The organism is Amorphus sp. 3PC139-8 (genome assembly GCF_040750475.1).
Lineage (GTDB): Bacteria > Pseudomonadota > Alphaproteobacteria > Rhizobiales > Amorphaceae > Amorphus.
The window spans coordinates 486236-508076 of sequence record NZ_JABJVY010000001.1; the positions used below are offsets into that span (position 1 = coordinate 486236).

A 21841-nucleotide genomic window follows, 5' to 3' on the forward strand; every position below is an offset into this window, starting at 1 on the left:
GCTGGCCGGTCAGCTCATCACGACGTTCGCAGCCGAGTTCGTGAGTTCCTTGCCGAAGCAGCGCTGATAGAACTCCGCGACGATCGACTGCTCGGTCTCGTCGCACTTGTTAAGGAAGGTGAGCTGGAAGGCAAAGCCGATATCGCCGAAGATTTCGGCATTCTCCGCCCAGGTCAGCACCGTCCGCGGGCTCATCACGGTCGACAGGTCGCCGTTCATGAAGGCGTTGCGGGTGAGATCGGCGAGCCGAACCATCTTCGACACCGTCTCCCGGCCCGCTTCGTCGCGATAGCTCGGCGACTTGGCGAGGATGATGTCGACCTCGTTGTCGTGCGGCAGATAGTTCAGCGTGACCACGATCGACCAGCGGTCCATCTGGCCCTGGTTGATCTGCTGGGTGCCGTGATAGAGGCCCGACGTATCGCCGAGGCCGACCGTGTTGGCCGTCGCGAACAACCGGAAGGCGGGATGCGGGCGGATCACCCGGTTCTGGTCGAGCAGCGTCAGCCGGCCCTGCACCTCCAGCACGCGCTGGATCACGAACATGACGTCCGGCCGGCCGGCGTCGTACTCGTCGAACACCAGCGCGGTGTTGGTCTGCAGCGCCCAAGGCAGGATGCCGTCGCGGAACTCCGTAACCTGCTGGCCGTCCTTGAGGACGATCGCGTCCTTGCCGACCAGGTCGATCCGCGAGATGTGGCTGTCGAGATTGACGCGCACGCACGGCCAGTTGAGCCGGGCCGCGACCTGCTCGATATGGGTCGACTTACCGGTGCCGTGGTAGCCCGTGACCATCACCCGGCGATTGCGCGCGAACCCGGCAAGGATCGCGAGCGTCGTGGGACGGTCGAACAGGTAGTCGGGATCGAGGTCCGGAACGTGCTCGCTCGGTTCGGAAAAGGCGGGAACCTCGAAATCGGCATCGATGCCGAACACCTGCCGCACCGACACGTTCATGTCGGGCAGTCCGGGACTTTCCATGGTCTCTGTGGTCATCATTCCTCCATCGCGCACGACGTCCGCGCGTCGAGGCCGGCGGGAGAATTCCCGCCGGACGGGCAAGGGATTAACAGTAGCCGGCGCGCCTTAGCACCGTATAGGCTTGAATGATACGCCGAAGTCGTTCTTCCGAACCGCGATCGCCGTGGTTCGCGTCCGGATGATGGCGTTTCACCAAAGTCTTGTATCTCGTTTTGATGTCGTCGCGCGATGCGCTTTCCTCAAGGCCGAGGGTTTCAAATGCCCGCCGCTCTGGCCCGAGGACGCGTCGGCGCGGCCGATTGTCGCTCGCCGGATGGTCTCCGCCGTCTTCGCCGAACAGCCCGAACGGATCCTCGTAGAGCCCGCTCCAGGCCGTTTTCGGTCGTTCCTCGGCGGGTTTGCGCCCGTGGCCCTTGGACCAGGAATTGACACCCACCCGCCGGGTCGGCCGATGCCCGACGATCGCGTCCTTCTGATAGGCCTGAACCGCCTCGTCGGTCATGCCGTCGAAGTAGTTGTAGGACTTGTTGTATTCCCGCACGTGATCCAGGCACAGCAGGAGATACTGGCCTTCGCGTCCGCGTCCCATCGGAGCGCGGTAGAGCCCCCGTCCTTCGCACTCCGGGTGCGCACAGGTGGGCGCGTCCGGAACCGCCGCCTCGGGCTTCCGCTTGATCCTGATCCGGTCGAAATGTTTCGAGTCGAGCTTCATCGCGCTGACATTATGGGCAGCCGTATCCGAGCGAACAAGCACTTGACGCGTGATGGGATTGAGGCGGCCATCAGTTATGGGGGAGGTGCGGCGACTATGCCGCAGGGCCGTCCGCGGACGGCACGGCCCTTTGGGAACGGGGGCCGGACACCATTAGATGATATTTCGGCACCCGATTTCCAGGATATTGCAGGTCTACCGACTACCCTCGACCGGCACAATGTGCTTGTAGAGCGGGATGAGGAAAAGCGGGCACCGGTTTTCCGCCCGCATCCCGCTCCAACTCATTGGAATCCATCACTGCGGTTCGGGTCCGAGCGCCCGACATCATCATGTTCCAAGCGTCCCGACGGCCGCCCGGCCGTCATCGTGAATGCCCGAGGAGGTCTCATGGCTGAAGCCGGCGCCGTCAAAAAGGTCGTGCTCGCCTATTCCGGCGGTCTCGACACGTCGATCATCCTGAAGTGGTTGCAGACCGAGCTCGGCGCGGAGGTCGTCACCTTCACCGCCGATCTCGGCCAGGGCGAAGAACTCGGCCCGGCGCGCGAGAAGGCCGAGCGAGCAGGCATCAAGGAGATCTACATCGAGGACGTGCGCGAGGAGTTCTGCCGCGACTTCGTGTTCCCGATGTTCCGCGCCAACGCCGTCTACGAGGGCACCTATCTGCTCGGCACCTCGATCGCCCGGCCGCTGATCTCAAAGCGCCTGGTCGAGATCGCCCGCCAGACCGGTGCCGACGCGATCGCCCACGGCGCCACCGGCAAGGGCAACGACCAGGTCCGCTTCGAGCTCTCCGCCTATGCCCTCAATCCCGACATCAAGGTGATCGCGCCCTGGCGGGACTGGGAGTTCAAGTCTCGAACCGAGCTGCTCGACTTCGCCGAGAAGAACCAGATCCTGGTGACCAAGGACAAGCGCGGCGAGGCGCCGTTCTCCGTCGACGCCAACCTTCTGCACTCCTCCTCGGAGGGCAAGGTGCTGGAGGATCCTAACGAGACGCCGCCACCTTACGTGTATCAGCGCACCGTGAGCCCGGAAGAGGCCCCGGATACGCCCACGATCGTCGAAATCGGCTTTGAGAAGGGCGATCCGGTGTCGATCGACGGCAAGACCATGAAGCCGCACGAGCTTCTGGCTGCGCTCAACGATCTCGGCCGCGACAACGGCATCGGCCGGCTCGACCTGGTGGAAAACCGCTTCGTCGGCATGAAGTCGCGCGGCGTCTACGAGACCCCGGGCGGCACCATCCTGCTCGTCGCGCACCGGGCGATCGAATCGATCACGCTGGACCGGGGTGCGGCGCACCTGAAGGACGAGCTGATGCCGCGCTACGCGGAGCTCATCTACAACGGCTTCTGGTTCTCGCCCGAGCGGTTGATGCTGCAGGCGGCGATCGACAAGAGCCAGGAGCACGTCGAAGGGACCGTGCGGCTGAAGCTCTACAAGGGCAACGTCATCGTGGAAGGTCGCGCTTCGCCGAAGTCGCTTTATTCCGACGCCCTCGTCACCTTCGAGGACGATCACGGCGCCTACGACCAGAAGGACGCGGCCGGCTTCATCCGGCTCAACGCGCTCCGGCTGCGCACGCTCGCCAAGCGCGATCAGGGCTAAGTCAAGTACTCATAAATCCCGACAGCCGAAAATTTTCCCTCGTTCGGGCCTTCGATCCGAACGAGGGCCGGCCTCCATGCGTTCGCCGCTTCGATTCCCAAACACCCGGGTGCGGAGCGGTGACACACAAGACCCATCTCGCGCTGGCCGGCTTTGCCGCGACAGCGATCGCCTTTGGGCCCGCGCGCATGGGCTTCGGGCTATTTTTGCCCGAGTTCCGGGACACGTTCCGCCTCACGAGCACGGTTGCAGGCCTGATCGCCAGCTCCGGCTTCCTGGCGTTCCTGGCCACACTGCCGCTGGCGGCCGTGTTGAACTCGAGGCTGGGTCCGAGATGCCCGGTCGTGACTGGGTCGTTGTCGGCTGCGATCGGGTTCGCGACGGTCGCGCTGGCGTCGGACGCTGTCTGGCTCACTGTCGGCGTGGTGTTTGCCGGCGCAAGCGCCGGCCTGTGCTGGGCACCCTTCAACGACGCGACGGAACGGGTCGTTTCCGAAGACGCGCGCAGCGGCGTGCTCTCCACTGTCGCCACGGGAACCAGCGTCGGGGTTGCCGGCGCCGCTCTCCTGGCACTGGCCGTTACCTATGACCAGATCGCCTGGCCGGCGTCTTGGCTCGCTTTCGCGGTGGCCGCGGCTTTGACCGTCGCCGCCACCTCGGCCGCGCTGCCGGCCGGCCAGACCGGGTCCGACACTCAAGGCGCCCTGGCGGGGACGCAAGCGCTTCTCTGCCGGCAGGCGGTCCCGCTCTACAGTGCCGCGCTGTGCTTCGGGGCGACCAACGCGATCTATCTGTCCTTTGCAGCCGACCGTGTCGTCACCGCCGGCGGGCTGCCGGGTCTTCCGGAAACGGCCGCCGCCGCCGTGATCTTCTTCAGCTACGGCACGGTCGGGATGCTGGGTCTGATGACCGGGCGGATCGAGGCAGCCATCGGGCTCGACCGGCTGCTGCGGGCGATTTTCTCCGCAGCAGCCTTGTCGCTCGTCCTGATCGCGCTGGCACCCACATCCTGGCCCGCCGTTCTCATCTCGTCGGGCCTACACGGCGCAGCACTGATGGCGGTCAGTGCCGTGTTTTCGTTCTGGAGCCTGCGGTTGTTCCCCGGTCGTGGAACGCTCGGCTTCACGGCCACGTTGATCGCCGTCGCGGTCGGCAGCGTCGTCGGACCCGCCATTGCCGGCGTTCTGGCCGACAGCATCGGATCCGAGGCCACCTTCCTGGTTGCCGGCCTGCCCGCGCTTCTGACCGCACTCTGGCCGAGCACGGTCGGCAATAACCCCGGTCCGCCGCGCGCACCGGGACGACGAAGGATCGGCTACCGGATCTGCTGATCCAGGAACCCGAGCAGCGCTATCCAGGACTTGCGATCGGCGGTGGCGTCGTAACGCGACGTCTCGCCTTTCGCCGACCACTCGGTGAAGGAGTGGCGGGCGCCGGAATAAAGCTGAACCTCGAAGTCGACCCCGTCCTTGTTCATCGCGGCCACAAGGTCGGCAACCTGCGACATCGGCGCCGCCGGATCCTCCGAGCCGTGCAGAATCAGGATCGGGGCCTCGACGTTGGTGTAGTCCTGACCGTCGGGTGTTCCGAGGCCGCCATGGAATGTCACGAAGCCATCGACATCGGCGCCCGAGCGCGCAAATTCCAATGCCGCCGCGCCGCCGAAGCAGTAGCCCATCACCACCACGTCGTCCTCGACACCGTCCATCCGCAGCGCGGCTTCCAGCCCGCCCGCCAAGCGAGCGCGCAAGGCTGCCCGGTCGCTGTAGAGCTTGCCGGACTCCGCCTTCTTGTCCTCCGTTGTCGTGGGTCGCACGCCCTTGCCGTAGACGTCGACGGCGAAGGCCGCATAGCCAAGCTCGGCGAGCATTTCGGCCCGGCGCTGCTCATACTCGGTGAGACCGTCCCAATCGTGGATGATCAAAACCAGCGGCTGCTCCGGCCCGGCCCCGTCGTTGATCGCGAAATAGCCTTCGAAGGACTGGCCATCGACGTCGTAAGTGACGGACCGGGTGACGATATCGGCGGCCGCGGGCGTGGCCGTCCCTGCGACGAGGAGTGCGGCGGCTGCAATCCGGATAGGCATGGCAGTCATGTGGTCGACCTCCCTGATGGACAGACAAGCGCAGCGCATGCGCGATTGGCGCGTTTCCAGGCGAGGAGAACCCCCGTTCTCCGTCCGGAAACGCGTCAAACCAATCACCCAATGCTCGCCCTTCGCAACATAGGGCGATCAGACAGGAGGGAAGGGGCCGGCGGATAACATCGCCGCGAGGTGAGCGGGGCCAAGCAATCACAGGAGAAGTGCGAAGCGGTTTTCCCGGCTTGCGAAGCCAGCGCGCGACCGCGCGCCGGCCCCTATGGGCCGCCCCGTCCGGAGCGAAGCGGCGAAGCCGCGACAGCGTGAGGACAAAAAGCTTCCCACGTTCGCTCGCTTTGGGCTTTTCCCGGACGGAAAACCGGTTCCCACTTTTCCTGGCTTTGGCTTTTTCCCGACGCAAAGCCCGGACGGAAAACCGGTTCCCACTTTTCCTGGCTTTGCTTTAGTCCGCGACGATCTTGACGAGTTCGCCGGGCACCAGCGGGTTGTCGGCGTCGATGCCGTTCAACACCTCGAACAGATTGCGCTGCTCGCCCGACGCCACGCCCTGCATACGGGCGGACAAGCTCTCCACCGTATCGCTCGGCTGGACCGTCACGACCCGGACGCGAAGCGGCTTCAGGCCGTTGCGCTCGGTGCGGGAAAGCCGGGAGAACGAGCCGAAGGTCTCCTCGAAGCTGGTGTCGAACCGGCCGGACGGCCGCGAGGTCGCGAAGATGAACCGGTAGACCCGGCTGCCGGCCGTTACCACGCCGATGCGGAACGACCAGCCCTCGGCAATCGCCGAGGCGCTCGCCGCCGGCATGCCGTTGATCGTCTCCTCCCGGACACTGTCTTCGATCAGGCCCTTTACCCAACCGGAGCGCAGATAGTCGGTGAGCGACATACCTTCCGGCAGCGCCACGCCGTCGAAGCGCAAGGCGGTCCGGTCGCCGTCGGTCGCGAGCACCGCCTCGGGCGTGTTCTTCAAGACGAAGCCCGGTGGAACGGTGAAGCCGATCCCGAGGGCGGCATGCAGATATTGCCGGCCGCGCACATAGCCCTCGCGCGGATCGTCGCCGTAGAGCATGCCGTCGAGGCTGTTGAGGTAGGCGTCGCGCTCCTGCTCGCCGATGCCGGGCGCGCCGAACTGGCGCGCTGCTCGCCTGGCGAGTTCGATCCGCGACGGGGTGGAGGGATGCGACGACAGGAAGTCGAGCCCCTTGCTACCCGCCGAAACGCTCTGCAATTGCGCGTAGCGCGCCATCTTGGAGAGGAAACGCGAAGCGGCGAACGGATCGAAACCGGCGGCCGCAAGCGTGCGCACGCCGACGGAATCGGCTTCCAGCTCCTGATCCTGGCTGAAACGGGCGAGCGAAAGCTGCGTGGTTTCCCGCGCCTGCTGAGCGGCTTCGGAATCCCGCACCATGTTGGAGACGACGCGGTTGGCGACCGCGATCGCCTGGGCGCGCCGCTGGCGCGCCACCGCGTGTTGCGCCGTCACGTGCGCCATCTCGTGGGCGATCACCGCGGCAACCTCGGAACGGTCGCTCGCCAGCGCCAAAAGGCCGCGGGTGATATAGAGGTGGCCCGTTGGCAGCGCGAAGGCGTTGATCGCCGGCGAATTCAGGATGGTGATGCGATAGGAGCGGCTCGGATCGTCTGAGGCCGCGACCAGACGCCCGACCACGCGCGCCACGGTCCGCTCCACCTTGGGATCGGAATAGACGCCGCCATAGGCCTCGATCAGCCGTTCGTGCTCGCGGATCTCGCTCGAGGGTGCCTGGGCCGGCTCCTGCGCCACGATGGAATTGACCGGCGAACTCGACGTGATGATCGGATCGCCCGTGGGCGTCAGCACGCATGCGGTCAAGCCGGCCACCAGGCCGCACGCAGCCATCGCCCGTCCCAAAAGACGAGCGGCGCCATTCCGGAATGGAGCTGCCATGACCATCAACGTCAATCGAATCCATATTGATCGGAACGAGACCGGGGGCGACACCCAAAGCCGCGCGCTAATCCCGACGCCTCATCGATCTTCTTCACCTTCCAAAGGCTCGATCTGCGCTGGGTTCCAGACGCGGACCAACACCCCGTTCCAGCTTTCCAACAGGCCGCGCACCCGGATCCGTCGTCCCTTGAGCCGATCGAGGTCCCGGCTTTCGTGCTCCCACGAGCCGAGATCGGATACGGGGACCATCACCGTGAAATCAACCGACCAATCGTGTCCGAAGTTCAAATAGTGATTCGTTTGTGTCGTTCCCACCGAAAGAACGCGCCCCTCGACCAGGGCATAGGTACCGACGGCCGCCGCAAGCTTAGGATCGTCAGCTTGACGAATCCTCAATGCACCGTCCCAAATCCCCGCCCGATCACGACGCGCCGTCCGCTCCGCCGCCAGAAGCGCGGGAACACACGCGGCGTCCATAACCTCCGGTACGACGAACGCGAAACCCTCCCGCACCAGGCTCTCCTGGAGCGACGGCGCAGCACCCTTCACGGCAACCTGGGCGAGAAAACGGCCATAGCGATCATTTGCGATCGGATTGAGGCGCACTGGGGTGCCGATCAGCCCCGTCAGCCGGCGCAGGGCCTCGGGCCGCCCCGCCTCGGGGATTGCGATATCGGCCAGCTTGACCGCCCGGCCGTCGGCAAGATGCAGCGTGGCATCCGCCGAAACGGCGTCGACCACCGCGTCTTGCGGGCGCTCTCTGGAACAAGCGGAGGTGCCGCCCTGCGCCTTTCCGCCGATCGTCGGGAGGAAGATCGCAAGCACGGCGCCAACGGCCGCCAGTCCGCACCACCGGAGACATCGTCTCCGGGCCGGCGACAGCACCGCGGCGCCGGCGCGCGCTGCGTCAGCGGGTCGGAACCGGCTTGTCGCCGCGATAGTCGTAGAAGCCGCGTCCGGCCTTGCGGCCAAGCCAACCCGCCTCGACATATTTCACCAGCAGCGGACAGGGCCGATATTTGGAATCGGCAAGCCCCTCATAAAGCACCTGCATAATAGAGAGGCAGGTGTCGAGGCCGATGAAATCGGCGAGCTGCAGCGGCCCCATCGGGTGGTTGGCGCCGAGCCGCATGGCGGTGTCGATCGCCTCGACCGAGCCCACGCCCTCGTAGAGCGTGTAGATCGCCTCGTTGATCATCGGAAGCAGGATCCGATTGACCATGAAGGCGGGGAAATCCTCCGCAACGGCCGCTGTCTTGCCAAGCTTCGCCACGAACCGCTTGGCCGCTTCGAAGGTCTCGTCCTCCGTCGCGATGCCGCGCACCAGCTCGACCAGCTCCATGACCGGAACCGGGTTCATGAAGTGGACGCCGATGAAGCGCTCCGGACGGTCGGTCGACGCCGCCAGCCGGGTAATGGAAATCGACGAGGTGTTGGTGGCGAGCATCGCCTCCGGCTTCAGGAGCGGGCAGACCTGGGAAAAGATCTTGCGCTTGATCTGCTCGTTTTCCGTCGCCGACTCGATGATCAGGTCGACATCGCCCAGGGCGTCGAGATGCTCGGCCGGCCCGATCCGCTCCAGCGCGGCCTGGCGAACCTCGTCGGAGATCTTCCCCGACCCGACCTGCCGGGTCATGTTGCCGTTAATCGAGGCCAGCCCGGACTGGACCCGATCCATGGACACGTCGTTGATCAGGACGTCGAATCCACCCAACGCGCAGACATGGGCGATGCCGCTGCCCATTTGTCCCGCGCCGATCACGCCCACTTTCTTGATTTCGACCATTCCGTCCTCGATCGGTACCCATCTCACGCGCCGTCGGCGCGACTGTGGGTCAATCCTTTGCGCTGCACAAGACGTTCGGGCGGCAGCGACATACTTTGCCCGCCCGCTGTGGCCGATCCGGCGCAGCCGCTACTTGCCGAGCGCCTGCTTGAGTTCCGGCAGGACCTGGAACAGGTCGGCGACGAGACCATAGTCGGCGACCTGGAAGATCGGCGCGTCCTCGTCCTTGTTGATGGCGACGATGACGCGGGAATCCTTCATGCCCGCCAGATGCTGGATCGCCCCGGAGATGCCGCAGGCGATGTAGAGGTCCGGCGCCACGACCTTGCCAGTCTGGCCGACCTGAAGATCGTTGGGCGCATAGCCGGCGTCCACCGCCGCGCGCGAGGCGCCGATCGCCGCCCCCAACGCGTCCGCCACCGGCGTCATGACCTCCTGGAACTTTTCCGCCGAGCCCAGCGCCCGGCCCCCGGAGATGATGATCCTCGCCGACGTCAGATCCGGACGATCCGATTCCGACAGGCTCTCGCCCACGAACGACGACAGGCCGGAGTCCGCCGGCGCGGAGACCTCTTCCACCGGCGCCGACCCACCGGTGCCCACCGCCTGGAACGACGCGGTGCGGATCGTCATCACCTTCTTGGCATCCGACGACTTCACGGTCTGCACCGCGTTGCCGGCATAGATCGGACGCTTGAAGGTGTCCGGCCCTTCCACCGACATCACCTCGGAAATCTGCATGACGTCGAGAAGGGCCGCCACGCGCGGCATCACGTTCTTGCCCGCGGTCGTCGCCGGCGCCACCAGCGCGTCGTAGCCGTCGGCCAACGACACGATCAGGTCCGCCATCGGCTCCGCCATCATCGCCTGAAGCCCATCCGCCTCGGCCAGCAGAACCTTGGAAACCCCCTCCAGCGCGGCCGCCTCGTCGGCCACGGCGCGGCAGTCCTTGCCCGCGACCAGCACATGCACGTCGCCGCCGAGCGCGCTCGCAGCGCTCAAGGCCTTCGCCGTCTGCTCGCTCAGGCTGGTGTTGTCGTGGGCGGCAATGAGAAGCGTCGTCATCGTTGTTCGTCTCTTCCGTTCTCTCGCTCCGCGCCGGCGCGCCTGAGCGGAAAGGGCCTAGAGCAGGGTCGAAAGGAAACAGGTCCCGGTTTTCCTGGACCAGCTTTCTTTCCGCAATCCCGGACGGGAAACCGGTTCCCACTTTTCCTGGACCCGCGAAGCCAGCGCGCGACCGCGCGCCGGCCGGTTAGGCCGCCCACGCGGAGCCGCGAGCAACGCGAGCGGGCGTGAGCGGAAAAATCGTTTAGTCGCAATCCCGGACGGAAAACCGGTTCCCACTTTTTCTGGGATTGCTCAGAGAACCCCGGCCTCGTTCTTCAGCTTGGAGACCAGTTCGGCCACGTCGGCGACCTTGACGCCCGCCTGGCGGGCCGGCGGCTCCTCGGTCGACAGAACCTCGAGACGCGGAGCGGGGTCGACGCCGAAGTCCTCGACCGTCTTCTCGTCGATCGGCTTCTTCTTCGCCTTCATGATGTTGGGAAGCGAAGCATAGCGCGGCTCGTTGAGGCGCAGGTCCGTGGTCACGATCGCCGGCATCTTGACCTTCACGGTCTGCAGGCCGCCGTCCACCTCGCGGATGACTTCGGCTTCCTCGCCCGAAATCGTCAGCTTGGAGGCGAAGGTGGCCTGAGCCCAGCCGAGCAGCGCCGACAGCATCTGGCCGGTCTGGTTGGAATCGTCGTCGATCGCCTGCTTGCCGAGAATGACAAGGCCCGGCTCTTCCGCCTCGACCACGCCCTTCAGCACCTTCGCCACCGCCAGCGGTTCCAGCGTCGCGTCGGTCTTTACCAGAATGCCCCGATCGGCGCCCATGGCCAGCGCGGTCCTGAGCGTCTCCTGGGCCTGCTGAGGCCCGATCGACACGGCCACGATCTCGCTCGCCGTGCCCGCTTCCTTCAGCCGGATCGCTTCTTCGACCGCGATCTCGTCGAACGGGTTCATCGACATCTTAACGTTCGCCAGATCCACGCCCGAGCCATCCGGCTTCACACGGACCTTCACGTTGTAGTCGACAACACGCTTAACCGGCACAAGGATCTTCATTCAGTCACTCCCCAAATTCTTACCCGTGCGGTGGTCTCGGGACCTCGGCGTCGCGCGTCGTGGGAGACGCCGTCGGACCCCGTAAAGTCGCCGCGCTGCCGGGAAGTCGCGGGACCGTACTTGCGGTGCAAAAAGGTGTCAACGCACCCGCTGAGCCTCTGCCACATCAATCGTCGGCCCAACACCGCGATCGGATCGCTCCGCCGACTCAGCGGGTCTGGCCGGGAACCCAGAGAACATCAGACGCGCCGCCATCGTTGGCTGCGCGCGACGCCACAAAGAAGAAATCCGACAACCGGTTCAAATAGGCGACCGCCGAGACATTGATTTCCTCCTGCGCCGCAAGTTCGACGGCATAGCGTTCGGCGCGCCGCGCGACCGTTCGGCAGTAATGCAGGTGGGCGGCAAGCGGCGTTCCGCCGGGCAGCACGAACGAGCGCAGCGGCTCCAGGTCGGCATTCAGCCGGTCGATTTCGCCTTCCAGCCGTGCCACCTGGCTGGCGACAATGCGCAGCGCCGTGTCCTCGCCGGTGCCGGAAAACGGCGTCGCAAAGTCGGCGCCCAGATCGAACAAATCGTTCTGGATTCGCGCGAGCATCTGATCGAGCTCGCCTTCGCCGGATTGCAGGCGGGCCAGGCCGACGGCCGCGTTGAGTTCGTCCACTGTGCCATAGGTGACGACCCGGCAGTCCGCCTTGGAGCGCCGCTCTCCGGTGACCAGCGCCGTCGTGCCGTCATCGCCGGTGCGGGTGTAGATCTTGTTGAGTTTGACCACGTTTTCTCCTCGCGATCCGACGTCTGTGGGGACTATCCGCGCGCCAGATAGATCGTCACCACGATAATCACGATCGCCACGAACTGTAGAATCACGCGCCAGCGCATCAGCATCTGCGAGCGGTTCGAACTGCCGCCGCGAATCAGATTGACCAGACCGAGAAGCAGCACCACGAACACGGCGATGATCGCCACGGGCACGAGATTGTAGAAGAACGACTCCATTCGCGGTGCCTTTTTCAATCGGCCGTCACAAGGCGCGCCGGCCGAACTCTATTTTGAGGGAGGGCTGTCAGATCGCTTCGCCGCGCAGCAGCTTCGGCGACGCCCGATCCAGACCGGCCGCTTCCCGAATGAACATGCGCTTCAGACCCGGTAGCCGGTCGACCATGCCCAGCCCCATGGTGCGCGCCAGGCGGACCGGCGCAAAGTCGTTGGAAAACAACCGGTTGAGCACATCGGTGGTGGCCGCCATCTCCCAGGTGTCGTACCGGCGCCAACGCTGATAGCGCTCCAGCACGCCGAGATTGCCGATATCGAGGCCGATCCGGCGCGCCTCCACCACCGTTTCGGCCAGGGCGGCAACGTCGCGAAAGCCCATGTTGAGGCCCTGACCCGCGATCGGATGCATGGCGTGGGCGGCATCGCCGGCGAGGGCGAAGCGTGGCGCCACGAACGACCGCGCGAGCTGCACGAACAAGGGATAGGCGGAGCGCGACCCGTCGAGCCGCACGTCGCCGAGCTCGGTGCCGAACCGGCGCGCCAGCTCGATTTCGAAGGAGAAATCGTCGAGCGCCACCAGCCGGTCCGCCTCGATGGTGCGCTCCGTCCACACGATCGACGAGCGATTGCCCTTGAGCGGCAAGATCGCGAACGGTCCGGCCGGCAGGAAATGCTCCACGGCGCAGCCATTGTGCGGCTCCTCGTGGCGCACGGTGGTGACGATTCCGCTTTGGCCATAGGCCCCGCCGACGGTGGAGATGCCGGCAAGTCCGCGCAAACGGGAGCGCACCCCGTCGCAAGCCACGAGCAGGGACGCCTTCAGCCGCGCGCCCGATCCCAGCCGAAGCTCGACCGCCGCGTCGCCGGCATCGAAAATCCGAACCGTCTCCGGCGAAAGCTCGATCACGCCGGCCTCCAGCGCCCGCCGACCGATGGCGGGAAACAGCCGATCGTTGGGGATCATGTGCGCATAGGGCTCGCCCGGCTCCACATCGCCGAGAAAGCGAAGGAACACCGGCCGGACCGCATCGCGCAGCCGACTGTCGGTGATCACCATTTCCTCGATCGGCTGCGCCTCGTCGGCCACGTCCGGCCACACGTTGAGGCGCACGAGCATCCGCCTTGCCGCCGCTGCGATCGCCGAGGCGCGATCGTCGGCGGCCATCTTCGCCACCGGCCGCGGATCGATAACGGCGACCGACAGCGTCGGGTCCGCCTGTTTCAGGGCAAGCGCCAGGCACAGGCCCACGGAGCCCGCTCCGGCAATGGCCACATCGATCTGATCGGGAAGCGCACCCATGACACCCGCCTCGCTTCGTGAGCTGGAAGCGCTCACTGTCTGCAAGCTCTCCATATATAAGGAGGCGCCAACTTGACAGCCGATCCGGTCCGCCGGCAAGTGCGCTCGTCCGCCGCGGCTGCAGCTTGCGCCGACCAGCTCTCGAATTGAGACCCTGGATCAGATTTCATGACCGCCGTCACCGACCTTCTTGGCATCCTCGATCTGGAACCCCTGGAAGAGGACCTGTTTCGCGGCCGCAGCCCGCAGGTCGGCTGGCAGCGCGTGTTCGGCGGCCAGGTGATCGGCCAATCGCTGGTGGCGGCGAGCCGCACCGTCGAAGGCCTGGCGGTGCATTCGCTGCACGGCTACTTCATGCGTCCCGGCGACCCCGAAGTGCCGATCATCTACCAGGTGGAGCGCATTCGCGACGGGCGCTCGTTCACGACTCGACGGGTGGTGGCGATCCAGCACGGCAAGGCGATCTTCTCCATGTCGGCTTCGTTCCAGATCTCCGAAGACGGCCCGACGCACCAGATCGACCTGCCGGACGGCCTTCCGATGCCGGAAGAGCTGCCAAGCGAGCGGGAATTCAAGGCGCTGATCACAGCCGATGCGCCGGAAAATGTGCGCCGTTACTGGCAGCGCGAACGGCCGATCGAGCGCCGGCCGATCGACCTGCGCCACTATACCAGCCGGGACAGGCTCGACCCCTACCAATATGTCTGGGTGCGCAGCACCGGGCCGCTGCCCGACGATCCGGAGATCCACAACTGCGTGATGGCCTATGCCTCCGATCTCACGCTTCTGGATACGGCGCTGTTTCCGCACGGCACATCGGTGTTCGATCACACGCTCCAGATCGCCAGCCTCGACCACGCCATGTGGTTTCACCGGCCGTTCAAGGCCGACGAGTGGCTGCTTTATGCCCAGGACAGCCCCTGGACTGGCGGCGCCCGCGGCTTCACTCGCGGCCTGATCTATACCCGAGCCGGCGAACTCGTCGCCTCCGTCGCCCAGGAAGGCCTGATCCGCCCGATCCGCGCACGAACCTGACGCAGGAATAGGCAATCGCGTGTGTGGGGCGGAAAAACGCAAAATCCCGCCCTTTCGCGGATTATATCCTAGGCAATATGCTTATTTTATAAGCATTCCCGCAGTCCTTCGCCAGACTTTCGCCGCTTTTTGCCCCGCCGCACCGCTTTCGAGCGGCGTTTGGCACGCAGCTTGATTCTCTTTTCCCATGTCGCGCCCAACCGCCGCCGGCGGGTGTGGCGGCCAGGCCGAGCCAATAGGAAGCGCCGGCCACATCGCCGCGTAGGTGTGAAGAGAAGGGAAAACGGGAACCACGCATGAAAATCGTGATGGCCATTATCAAGCCGTTCAAGCTCGACGAGGTGCGCGACGCCCTCACGAGCATCGGCGTCCAGGGGCTGACCGTTACCGAGGTCAAGGGCTACGGCCGTCAGAAAGGCCACACCGAAATCTATCGGGGAACGGAATACGCCGTGAGCTTCCTGCCGAAGCTCAAGATCGAGGTCGCCGTTCCCTCCGAAACGGTGGCTCGGGTGGTCGAGGTGATCGCCTCGGCAGCCAAGACCGGTCAGATCGGTGACGGGAAGATCTTCACCTACTCCATCGATCAGGTGGTGCGCATTCGCACCGGCGAAACCGACGCGGAAGCTCTGTGATGGCCGGCGTCGACGATTCGAACAGGAGTCTGGACAAGAGAATGCCGATGAAAAAGCTCGCAACCCTTCTCGGCGGCGTCGCCGTGGCCGGCGGCGGCCTGGCTCTCATGAGCCACGGCGCGCTCGCTCAGGAAACCACAACCGCCGTCGAGGTCACGGAGACGGCCACCGACAGTGGCGTTCCGTTCATTTTCAACACGCTGTTGTTCCTCGTCGCCGGCTTTCTGGTCATGTTCATGGCCGCCGGCTTCGCGATGCTCGAAGCAGGCCTCGTGCGGACGAAGAACGTCTCCATGCAGTGCCTCAAGAATGTCGGCATCTACGCCACTGCCGGCATCATGTTCTGGCTGATCGGCTACAACCTCATGTACGACGGCGTCGACGGAGGTTACCTCGGCAGCTTCAGCTGGTTCGTCGTTCCCGATCCGGCCTCCGATACCGGCGACTATGCCGCGGCGTCGGACTGGTTCTTCCAGATGGTGTTCTGCGCCACCACCGCGTCGATCGTGTCGGGCACCGTTGCGGAGCGTGTGAAGCTCTGGCCCTTCATGATCTTCGTCGTGGTTCTCACCGGCGTGCTCTACCCGATCACCGGCTCCTGGGGCTGGGGTGGCGGCTGGCTTTCGGAGATGGGCTTCTCCGACTTCGCCGGTTCGACCATCGTGCACTCCGTCGGTGGCTGGGCGGCGCTTGCCGGCGCGCTCGTGATCGGCCCGCGTCTCGGCAAGTTCAGCAAGGACGGCTCCGTGCACGCCTTCCCGGGCTCGTCGATCCCGCTCGCGACCCTCGGCATGTTCATCCTGTGGCTCGGCTGGTTCGGCTTTAACGGCGGTTCGCAGCTCGCGCTCGGCTCGATGGAAGACGCCTCGTCGGTGGCCCGGATCTTCGTCAACACCAACACGGCGGCTGCGGCCGGCGTCGTGGTCGTGATGATCCTGACCCAGATCCTCTACCAGAAGGTCGACGTCACCATGGCGCTCAACGGCGCGCTCGCCGGTTTGGTCTCCATCACCGCCGAGCCGCTGGCCCCGTCGCTGCTGATGGCCGCGATCATCGGCGCCATCGGCGGCGTCATCGTCGTGATCGTCGTCCCGCTGCTCGACAAGGTGAAGATCGACGACGTCGTCGGCGCGATCCCGGTCCACCTGGTCTGCGGCATCTGGGGCACGCTCGCCGTTCCGCTGACCAACTCCGATGCCAGCTTCGGCACCCAGATCATCGGCATCGTGGCCTACGGCGTGTTCACGTTCGTCGCCAGCCTGATCCTGTGGCTGATCCTGAAGGCCGTCATCGGGGTCCGTCCGACCGCAGAGCACGAAGAGCTCGGTCTCGACCGGGTCGAGATCGGCGTCGAGGCCTATCCGGAGTTCGGAACCGGCAGCCAGCGGATGTAAAGATCCTCCCAAGGCGACCCGCACATGCGGTCGCACCTGGCCCGGGGGCAGCAGCTCCCGGGCCATTTTTTTGGTCGGACGCGACCCGCTGTGCGCTGACGCCGGTTCCGCGTTTCAGAGAAAAGCAGGCCTGCTCCGACCTGTCGTTTTGACGCGTTTGCGGCCGACGAACCGGTTTCCACTGCGTTCGGAAACGCTCTTGAGCCGTTCCGCTGTGCACGGACGCGCGGAAAGGCCTCAATAAAAAAGCCGCGACGGTATCGGGTTTCCCCTCGTCGCGGCTTGAAGCGTTACGCGCGGATTTTGAAACGCCGGTCAACCGGCGGCGGCGACCTTCGAGGACTTGCCGGCGCGCGTATCGAAGAACAGTGCCTGGCTGATCACCGCCTTCACCACTTCCGGCTCGAACGGCTTCGTCACCAGGAAGGCCGGCTCCGGTCGCTCGCCGGTGAGCAGCCGCTCCGGATAGGCGGTGATGAAGATCACCGGCACGTCGAGCTCGTTCAGAAGCTCGTTGACCGCCTCCAGTCCGGAGCTGCCGTCGGCAAGCTGAATGTCCGCCAGGATCAGGCCCGGGTTGGTCTCGTGCGCCAGCTTGACGGCTTCGGAATGGGTGCGCGCGATGCCCGCCACGTCATGGCCGAGCCCTTCCACCAAGACTTCGATATCCATGGCGATCAGCGGCTCGTCCTCGATGATCATCACCGAGGTCGCGACCTGGCTGGCGATCTCCCGACCGGCCTCATCGAGCAACGCGGAGATTTCGGCATCGTCCGTCTTGAGGATGGTGGCGGCCTGAGCCGCGTCGAAGCCTTCGACGGTGGTCAACAGGAAGGCTTGGCGCGCACGGGGCGTCATCGCCTCCAAGTTGCGCTCATAGGGCATTTCGGTCGTGTCGACATGGCGATTGATGTCGACGGAATCCCAGATGCCCAGCAACACCTGATAGGTGGCGACGCGCGGATCGAGGCTGTCATCAAAGAGGGCCGGGTCGGCGATAATCGCCTCGAGACTCGCCGCTACGTAGGCGTCGCCCCCCGGCTGACTTCCCGTGAGCGCGCGCGCAAACCGCCGCAAATAGGGAAGGTGCGGCGCAATGGCCATCGCAATCGACATACGGCAAACCCCTTTTCAACGGCTGGCCCTTCCAGCCGGAACCTCATGACATCGTCGCGGGTTAACGCCAGGGACGACGATCGGGTTCCCGCGCCCGCAAAAAAATCGCGGTAGAAGGCTGCGCCGGCTGGAACCAATCGTTTAAATCGGCGTTTGTTGGATTTGGGGCAAGGCGAGCAAGGCAGAGCGATACGTGTTGAGACAGAAGGACGACAAATCGCCCGGGGTGCAGGCGCAAGACGGGCAGACGGACAAGCCGTCCGCCGGCGTTGGCCTCGATTCTCAGCTTCAGGCCCAGATCGGGCGGAAACTGAAAGCCATGTACGATTCTTATCTCAATGAGCCGATTCCCGATCACTTGGTTTCGCTCTTAGAGAAGCTGGACGAACAGACGCGTGGTGACCAAAAGGGCGCCAAGGAATGAACCCGCGCAAGGAGCTCTTGGAGCATATTCCAAATCTGCGTGCGTTCGCGCTGTCGTTGACAGGCAATGCCGATCAGGCCGACGATCTGGTGCAGGAAGCGCTGATGAAAGCGTGGACCTCGCTGGACAGGTTCCAACCGGGAACCAACATGCGCGCGTGGCTCTTCACCATCCTTCGCAACGCGTTCTACTCGGAGTTCCGTAAGAAGCGACGCGAAGTGGAGGACGCCGACGGCGCGATGGCGGCGAAGCTCGCCAGCCACCCCGAACAGACGGGCCACATGGATTTCGAGGATTTCCGCCGCGTGCTCGATCAGCTCCCGTCGGACCAGCGCGAGGCCTTGATCCTGATCGGCGCCTCGGGCTTCTCCTATGAGGAAGCGGCAGAAATCTGCGGCTGCGCCGTCGGCACGGTGAAGAGCCGCGTCAACCGTGCCCGCGCCCGCCTTGCGCAGATGCTTTCCGTGGATACTGCGGCCGACTACGGTCCCGACACGATCTCCCAGCCGATCATCACCGACGTAACCTCCAAGGGCCGCTCGGTCGCCTGAACGGCCTTTTTACCCGATCAGAATCGTCGAAAACCGTCCCCGCAACTCTGCGGAGAGCGGGACTGGTCGGCGCGTTTCCCGGTCGACATAGACGTGGACGAAGAATCCTTCCGCGGCCGATTCCGCGGCGTCGTTTCGAAACAGGCCGATCTCGTAGCGTACCGACGACGTGCCGAGCCGCGCGATACGCAAGCCGGCCGTGACCACGTCGGGAAATGCCATCTCAGCGAAATAGCGGCAGCCGGTCTCCACCACGAGCCCGATCTGCTGGCTCGCCTTGAGATCGAGCACGCCTTGCTCGATCAGCCAGCAGTTCACGGCCGTATCGAACAGCGAATAGTGCACGACGTTGTTCATGTGCCCGTAGGCGTCGTTGTCCATCCAGCGGGTCTGGATGGTACGGAAGGCGCGGTAGTCGTCCCGGCTTCCCGGCCTCGACCGCTTCGGCGACTGTGCCGGCGATGATGATGTCTGCCGCGACGACATGGCCCGATTGCCTCCCTCTTACGGTATCGGGCAGTGTTGCCACAAATCCGCGATCGGCACGAGGCAGACCATGTTCACCGTCGACCCCTACCCTCCGCTGAACGTTCTCAAGCCGGTCGTGGACAATGTCTGGATCGTCGACGGCCCGGTCGTCCATATGCGCTATATGGCGGTGACCTCCCTGCCCTTCTCCACCCGAATGACCATCGTTCGGCTGGAAGACGGTCGGCTCTGGATCCATTCGCCGACCGAACTCACCGACGAGCTCCGCGCCGAGGTTGCCGGCCTCGGGGAGATTGCCTATCTCGTTGCCCCCAACCGGATCCATTGGCTCTCGCTGGGTGCCTGGCAGCGCGCCTTTCCCGGCGTCGTGACCTATGCGGCCCCTGGTGTGGAGACCAAGGAGGAAGAAGGCGATTTTCACGTCGACGCCACCCTCGGCGACAGCGCGCCGGAGGCCTGGGCCGACGCGTTCGAGCAGGTGCAGGTGCCCAGCGAGGTACTGACGGAGATCGAGTTCTTTCACCGCGCGTCGCGCACCTTGATCCTCACCGACCTCATCGAGAATTTCGAGCCGGACCATGTGCACGGAACGCTGTCGCACACCGTGATGGGGCTCAGCGGCGTGCTAGACCCCGACGGATCCACGCCACGTGACCTGCGCATGATCTTCAAACCCAGCGACGAGGTTCGCCGGGCCGCGAGGACGATGATCGATTGGGCGCCGGAGCGGGTGATCCTCGCCCACGGCCGGTGCTATCTGGAAAACGGCACGGCGGAACTCCGCCGCGCCCTCGCCTGGACGGGGGCGTAGAGCAATTTCAAGAAAAGCGGGAACCGGTTTTCTGTCCGAACTTACGGCAGAAAAGACAGTCAGATCCGCCCGACGGCCCCAGAAAAGCTGAAGGGATCTGAAACCGATCAGGCCGTGTCGAGCGACGATCGGGCCTTGTGACGAGCGAACTCCACCGAGTGTTCGAACGAGACCTCCGGCGGCTTGATGCCGTGGGCGATCAGCACCCGGCGCACCTCTTGGGACGTGCCGGACAGAAACACCTTCACGCCGCGCCGGCTTGCTTTCTGGACCATGCCGCCAATGGTGTTGGCGGCGGTGGAATCCAGGAATGGAACCGCTGCAAAATCGATGATCAGCACCCGGTGGGTGTCGGCGATCCGGTCGAGGATGGAGCCGATCGAGGCGGCCGCGCCGAAGAAGAACGCGCCGGAGATCCGGTAGACCACCACGTCGCGGTCGGCGGCTTCCTCCTCATAAGGGATGCGCGGGCCATCGGCCGCATCCGCCCTGTCTTCCGAAACGAACGGGCGCTCGCTCTCAATCGCCGTCGTCTTCGACATGCGGTGGATGAACAGCACCGAACCGATGGCGAAGCCCACCACGATGCCCTCGGTCAGGTCCCGGAACACCGTGAGCAGGAAGGTGGCGAGCAGCACCACCGCATCCCCGCGCGAGGTGCGGACAAGAGTGGCGAATGCGTGCTTTTCGATCATGTTCCAGGCAACCACGGCGAGCACGCCCGCCAGGCTCGCCAGCGGAATGAAGCTGGCCAGCGGCGCTGCCACCAGGATGAACAGCATCAAGAAGCCGGAATGCAGAATGCCGGAGAGCGGGCCATGGGCGCCGGAGCGCACGTTGGTCGCGGTGCGGGCGATGGTGCCGGTCACACAGATGCCGCCGAACAGACCGGAGGCGACGTTCGCCACCCCTTGCGCCACAAGCTCGCAGTTGGAGCGGTGGCGCCGGCCCGTCATACCGTCGGCAACGACGGCCGACAGCAGCGATTCGATCGAGCCCAGAAGCGCGAACGAGACCGCGCTCGGCAACACCGCGACCACCTTGTCGAGCGTGATCTCCGGTAGATGCGGCGCCGGCAGGTAACTCGGGATGCCACCGAATTTAGAGCCGATGGTCGCGACCGGCAGGTGCAGGACATAGGTGGCGACCGTGGCGGCGGCCACCGCGATCAGAAGCCCCGGCCAGTGGGGCCGCAAACGTTTCAGGCCGACAATGATGACGATGGTGGCAAGCGCCAGCCCGATCGTCGCCGGATCGGCGGAGGGCGCCGCCGCCCACAACACCGGGATCTTGTCGAGAAGCGGCCCCGGCTCCGCGCCCGTGAGCGTCAGCCCGAACAGCTCCTTGAGCTGGCTGGCGAAAATGATCACCGCGATGCCGGCCGTGAAACCGACCGTCACCGGATAGGGAATGAACTTGATGTAGGTGCCGAGGCGGAGCAGACCGAGGGCCGCCAGAATGAAGCCCGACAGGATGGTCGCCAGGAACAGGCCCTCGATGCCGTAGGCCTGGACCGTTGCCGCCACCAGCACGATGAAGGCGCCGGCCGGCCCGCCGATCTGGAACCGGCTGCCACCCAGCGCGGAGACGAAGAAGCCACCGACGATCGCGGTATAGAGGCCCTGGGCCGGCGTCGCGCCGGAGGCGATCGCGATCGCCATGGAAAGCGGCAGCGCGACGATCGCAACGGTCAGGCCGGACAGCGCATCGGCCTTGAGCTGCGGCAGGCCGTAGCCCTCCCGCAGGACGGTTACGAGTTTCGGGGTGAAGAGCTCAGCAAAGCTCGGGCTGGCTTGGCCGGTGACGGTGGTCATCTCCGGACGTCCTAACAATTCGGTGGCGCCGCATCCGGCGGCGTGC

At 65.1% G+C, this 21841-nt stretch carries 22 protein-coding genes; 8 read left to right on the forward strand and 14 right to left on the reverse strand.

Features of this window, described 5'->3' with window-relative positions; genetic code table 11:
- Positions 1 to 9 precede the first annotated feature (9 nt).
- Positions 10 to 999, reverse strand: a complete 990-nt coding sequence (gene cobS / locus HNS03_RS02185; RefSeq protein WP_367192727.1) for a cobaltochelatase subunit CobS — start codon at positions 997 to 999, stop codon at positions 10 to 12.
- Positions 1000 to 1066: 67 nt separating this feature from the next.
- Complete coding sequence (locus HNS03_RS02190) at positions 1067 to 1693, reverse strand: J domain-containing protein (protein WP_367192728.1); 627 nt, start codon at positions 1691 to 1693, stop codon at positions 1067 to 1069.
- A 390-nt stretch (positions 1694 to 2083) separates the two neighbouring features.
- Here HNS03_RS02190 and HNS03_RS02195 point away from each other — a divergent pair, with 390 nt between their 5' ends.
- On the forward strand, positions 2084 to 3304 hold the full coding sequence (locus tag HNS03_RS02195) for an argininosuccinate synthase (RefSeq protein WP_367192730.1): 1221 nt from the start codon (positions 2084 to 2086) through the stop codon (positions 3302 to 3304).
- A gap of 119 nt (positions 3305 to 3423) precedes the next feature.
- Positions 3424 to 4635 (forward strand): MFS transporter, encoded by a 1212-nt coding sequence (locus HNS03_RS02200; protein WP_367192731.1) that lies wholly within the window; start codon positions 3424 to 3426, stop codon positions 4633 to 4635.
- On the opposite strand, the gene HNS03_RS02205 is transcribed toward HNS03_RS02200, so the two are convergent.
- The 9 genes from HNS03_RS02205 to HNS03_RS02245 form a co-directional block, all read right to left on the reverse strand.
- Positions 4620 to 5399, reverse strand: coding sequence for a dienelactone hydrolase family protein (locus tag HNS03_RS02205; RefSeq protein ID WP_367192733.1), 780 nt, complete (start codon positions 5397 to 5399; stop codon positions 4620 to 4622). The two genes, HNS03_RS02200 and HNS03_RS02205, sit on opposite strands and share 16 nt — an antisense overlap.
- Positions 5400 to 5847: 448 nt before the next feature.
- Positions 5848 to 7284: a M48 family metalloprotease gene (locus HNS03_RS02210; RefSeq protein ID WP_367192734.1), complete on the reverse strand. Its 1437-nt coding sequence runs from the start codon at positions 7282 to 7284 to the stop codon at positions 5848 to 5850.
- A 129-nt stretch (positions 7285 to 7413) separates the two neighbouring features.
- Positions 7414 to 8160, reverse strand: a complete 747-nt coding sequence (locus HNS03_RS02215; protein ID WP_367192736.1) for a thermonuclease family protein — start codon at positions 8158 to 8160, stop codon at positions 7414 to 7416.
- Between the two features lie 82 nt (positions 8161 to 8242).
- Complete coding sequence (locus HNS03_RS02220) at positions 8243 to 9121, reverse strand: 3-hydroxybutyryl-CoA dehydrogenase (RefSeq protein ID WP_367192737.1); 879 nt, start codon at positions 9119 to 9121, stop codon at positions 8243 to 8245.
- A 129-nt stretch (positions 9122 to 9250) separates the two neighbouring features.
- Positions 9251 to 10186, reverse strand: coding sequence for an electron transfer flavoprotein subunit alpha/FixB family protein (locus tag HNS03_RS02225; protein WP_367192739.1), 936 nt, complete (start codon positions 10184 to 10186; stop codon positions 9251 to 9253).
- A gap of 294 nt (positions 10187 to 10480) precedes the next feature.
- Entirely contained in the window at positions 10481 to 11230 is a 750-nt protein-coding gene (locus HNS03_RS02230; RefSeq protein WP_367192740.1) for an electron transfer flavoprotein subunit beta/FixA family protein, read from the reverse strand.
- 208 nt (positions 11231 to 11438) lie between these two features.
- On the reverse strand, positions 11439 to 12005 hold the full coding sequence (locus HNS03_RS02235) for a cob(I)yrinic acid a,c-diamide adenosyltransferase (RefSeq protein WP_367192742.1): 567 nt from the start codon (positions 12003 to 12005) through the stop codon (positions 11439 to 11441).
- Between the two features lie 32 nt (positions 12006 to 12037).
- Entirely contained in the window at positions 12038 to 12229 is a 192-nt protein-coding gene (locus HNS03_RS02240) for a twin transmembrane helix small protein (protein ID WP_367192744.1), read from the reverse strand.
- Positions 12230 to 12296: 67 nt separating this feature from the next.
- On the reverse strand, positions 12297 to 13526 hold the full coding sequence (locus HNS03_RS02245) for a ubiquinone biosynthesis hydroxylase (RefSeq protein ID WP_367192746.1): 1230 nt from the start codon (positions 13524 to 13526) through the stop codon (positions 12297 to 12299).
- Between the two features lie 168 nt (positions 13527 to 13694).
- Here HNS03_RS02245 and tesB point away from each other — a divergent pair, with 168 nt between their 5' ends.
- The 3 genes from tesB (at position 13695) to amt (ending at position 16590) form a co-directional block, all read left to right on the forward strand.
- Positions 13695 to 14561: an acyl-CoA thioesterase II gene (tesB, locus tag HNS03_RS02250; protein ID WP_367192747.1), complete on the forward strand. Its 867-nt coding sequence runs from the start codon at positions 13695 to 13697 to the stop codon at positions 14559 to 14561.
- A 296-nt stretch (positions 14562 to 14857) separates the two neighbouring features.
- Positions 14858 to 15196: a P-II family nitrogen regulator gene (locus HNS03_RS02255; protein WP_367192748.1), complete on the forward strand. Its 339-nt coding sequence runs from the start codon at positions 14858 to 14860 to the stop codon at positions 15194 to 15196.
- 47 nt (positions 15197 to 15243) lie between these two features.
- Entirely contained in the window at positions 15244 to 16590 is a 1347-nt protein-coding gene (gene amt, locus HNS03_RS02260) for an ammonium transporter (protein WP_367192750.1), read from the forward strand.
- 315 nt (positions 16591 to 16905) lie between these two features.
- Here the strand turns inward: amt and HNS03_RS02265 are convergent, their stop codons facing one another.
- Entirely contained in the window at positions 16906 to 17706 is an 801-nt protein-coding gene (locus tag HNS03_RS02265) for a response regulator (RefSeq protein WP_367192752.1), read from the reverse strand.
- Positions 17707 to 17902: 196 nt separating this feature from the next.
- On the opposite strand from HNS03_RS02265, the gene HNS03_RS02270 reads away from it, so the two are divergent.
- Together HNS03_RS02270 and HNS03_RS02275 are read left to right on the forward strand one after the other, a co-directional pair.
- Positions 17903 to 18130 (forward strand): NepR family anti-sigma factor, encoded by a 228-nt coding sequence (locus tag HNS03_RS02270; protein ID WP_367192753.1) that lies wholly within the window; start codon positions 17903 to 17905, stop codon positions 18128 to 18130.
- Positions 18127 to 18681, forward strand: coding sequence for a sigma-70 family RNA polymerase sigma factor (locus tag HNS03_RS02275; protein WP_367192754.1), 555 nt, complete (start codon positions 18127 to 18129; stop codon positions 18679 to 18681). Before HNS03_RS02270 ends, HNS03_RS02275 begins: the two co-directional genes overlap by 4 nt.
- A 9-nt stretch (positions 18682 to 18690) precedes the next feature.
- Here HNS03_RS02275 and HNS03_RS02280 read toward each other — a convergent pair whose 3' ends face one another.
- Positions 18691 to 19167 (reverse strand): acyl-CoA thioesterase, encoded by a 477-nt coding sequence (locus HNS03_RS02280; RefSeq protein WP_367192755.1) that lies wholly within the window; start codon positions 19165 to 19167, stop codon positions 18691 to 18693.
- Positions 19168 to 19237: 70 nt separating this feature from the next.
- Between HNS03_RS02280 and HNS03_RS02285 the strand changes: the two genes are divergently transcribed.
- Positions 19238 to 19981: a DUF4336 domain-containing protein gene (locus HNS03_RS02285; protein WP_367192757.1), complete on the forward strand. Its 744-nt coding sequence runs from the start codon at positions 19238 to 19240 to the stop codon at positions 19979 to 19981.
- A gap of 107 nt (positions 19982 to 20088) precedes the next feature.
- On the opposite strand, the gene HNS03_RS02290 is transcribed toward HNS03_RS02285, so the two are convergent.
- A complete protein-coding gene (locus tag HNS03_RS02290) occupies positions 20089 to 21795 on the reverse strand; it encodes a SulP family inorganic anion transporter (protein ID WP_367192758.1) in 1707 nt (568 codons plus the stop codon).
- Between the last annotated feature and the right edge of the window lie 46 nt (positions 21796 to 21841).

Bases quoted from the DNA above. Each gene is read 5' to 3' on its own strand.
- HNS03_RS02230 (WP_367192740.1), bottom strand. From the start codon at position 11,230: ATGAAGATCCTTGTGCCGGTTAAGCGTGTTGTCGACTACAACGTGAAG.
- HNS03_RS02205 (WP_367192733.1), bottom strand. From the start codon at position 5,399: ATGACTGCCATGCCTATCCGGATTGCAGCCGCCGCACTCCTCGTCGCA.
- HNS03_RS02195 (WP_367192730.1), top strand. From the start codon at position 2,084: ATGGCTGAAGCCGGCGCCGTCAAAAAGGTCGTGCTCGCCTATTCCGGC.
- HNS03_RS02275 (WP_367192754.1), top strand. From the start codon at position 18,127: ATGAACCCGCGCAAGGAGCTCTTGGAGCATATTCCAAATCTGCGTGCG.
- HNS03_RS02190 (WP_367192728.1), bottom strand. From the start codon at position 1,693: ATGAAGCTCGACTCGAAACATTTCGACCGGATCAGGATCAAGCGGAAG.
- cobS (WP_367192727.1), bottom strand. From the start codon at position 999: ATGATGACCACAGAGACCATGGAAAGTCCCGGACTGCCCGACATGAAC.
- HNS03_RS02290 (WP_367192758.1), bottom strand. From the start codon at position 21,795: ATGACCACCGTCACCGGCCAAGCCAGCCCGAGCTTTGCTGAGCTCTTC.
- HNS03_RS02265 (WP_367192752.1), bottom strand. From the start codon at position 17,706: ATGTCGATTGCGATGGCCATTGCGCCGCACCTTCCCTATTTGCGGCGG.
- HNS03_RS02220 (WP_367192737.1), bottom strand. From the start codon at position 9,121: ATGGTCGAAATCAAGAAAGTGGGCGTGATCGGCGCGGGACAAATGGGC.
- HNS03_RS02210 (WP_367192734.1), bottom strand. From the start codon at position 7,284: ATGGCTGCGTGCGGCCTGGTGGCCGGCTTGACCGCATGCGTGCTGACG.
- tesB (WP_367192747.1), top strand. From the start codon at position 13,695: ATGACCGCCGTCACCGACCTTCTTGGCATCCTCGATCTGGAACCCCTG.
- HNS03_RS02225 (WP_367192739.1), bottom strand. From the start codon at position 10,186: ATGACGACGCTTCTCATTGCCGCCCACGACAACACCAGCCTGAGCGAG.
- HNS03_RS02240 (WP_367192744.1), bottom strand. From the start codon at position 12,229: ATGGAGTCGTTCTTCTACAATCTCGTGCCCGTGGCGATCATCGCCGTG.
- HNS03_RS02245 (WP_367192746.1), bottom strand. From the start codon at position 13,526: ATGGGTGCGCTTCCCGATCAGATCGATGTGGCCATTGCCGGAGCGGGC.
- amt (WP_367192750.1), top strand. From the start codon at position 15,244: ATGAAAAAGCTCGCAACCCTTCTCGGCGGCGTCGCCGTGGCCGGCGGC.
- HNS03_RS02280 (WP_367192755.1), bottom strand. From the start codon at position 19,167: ATGTCGTCGCGGCAGACATCATCATCGCCGGCACAGTCGCCGAAGCGG.
- HNS03_RS02255 (WP_367192748.1), top strand. From the start codon at position 14,858: ATGAAAATCGTGATGGCCATTATCAAGCCGTTCAAGCTCGACGAGGTG.
- HNS03_RS02285 (WP_367192757.1), top strand. From the start codon at position 19,238: ATGTTCACCGTCGACCCCTACCCTCCGCTGAACGTTCTCAAGCCGGTC.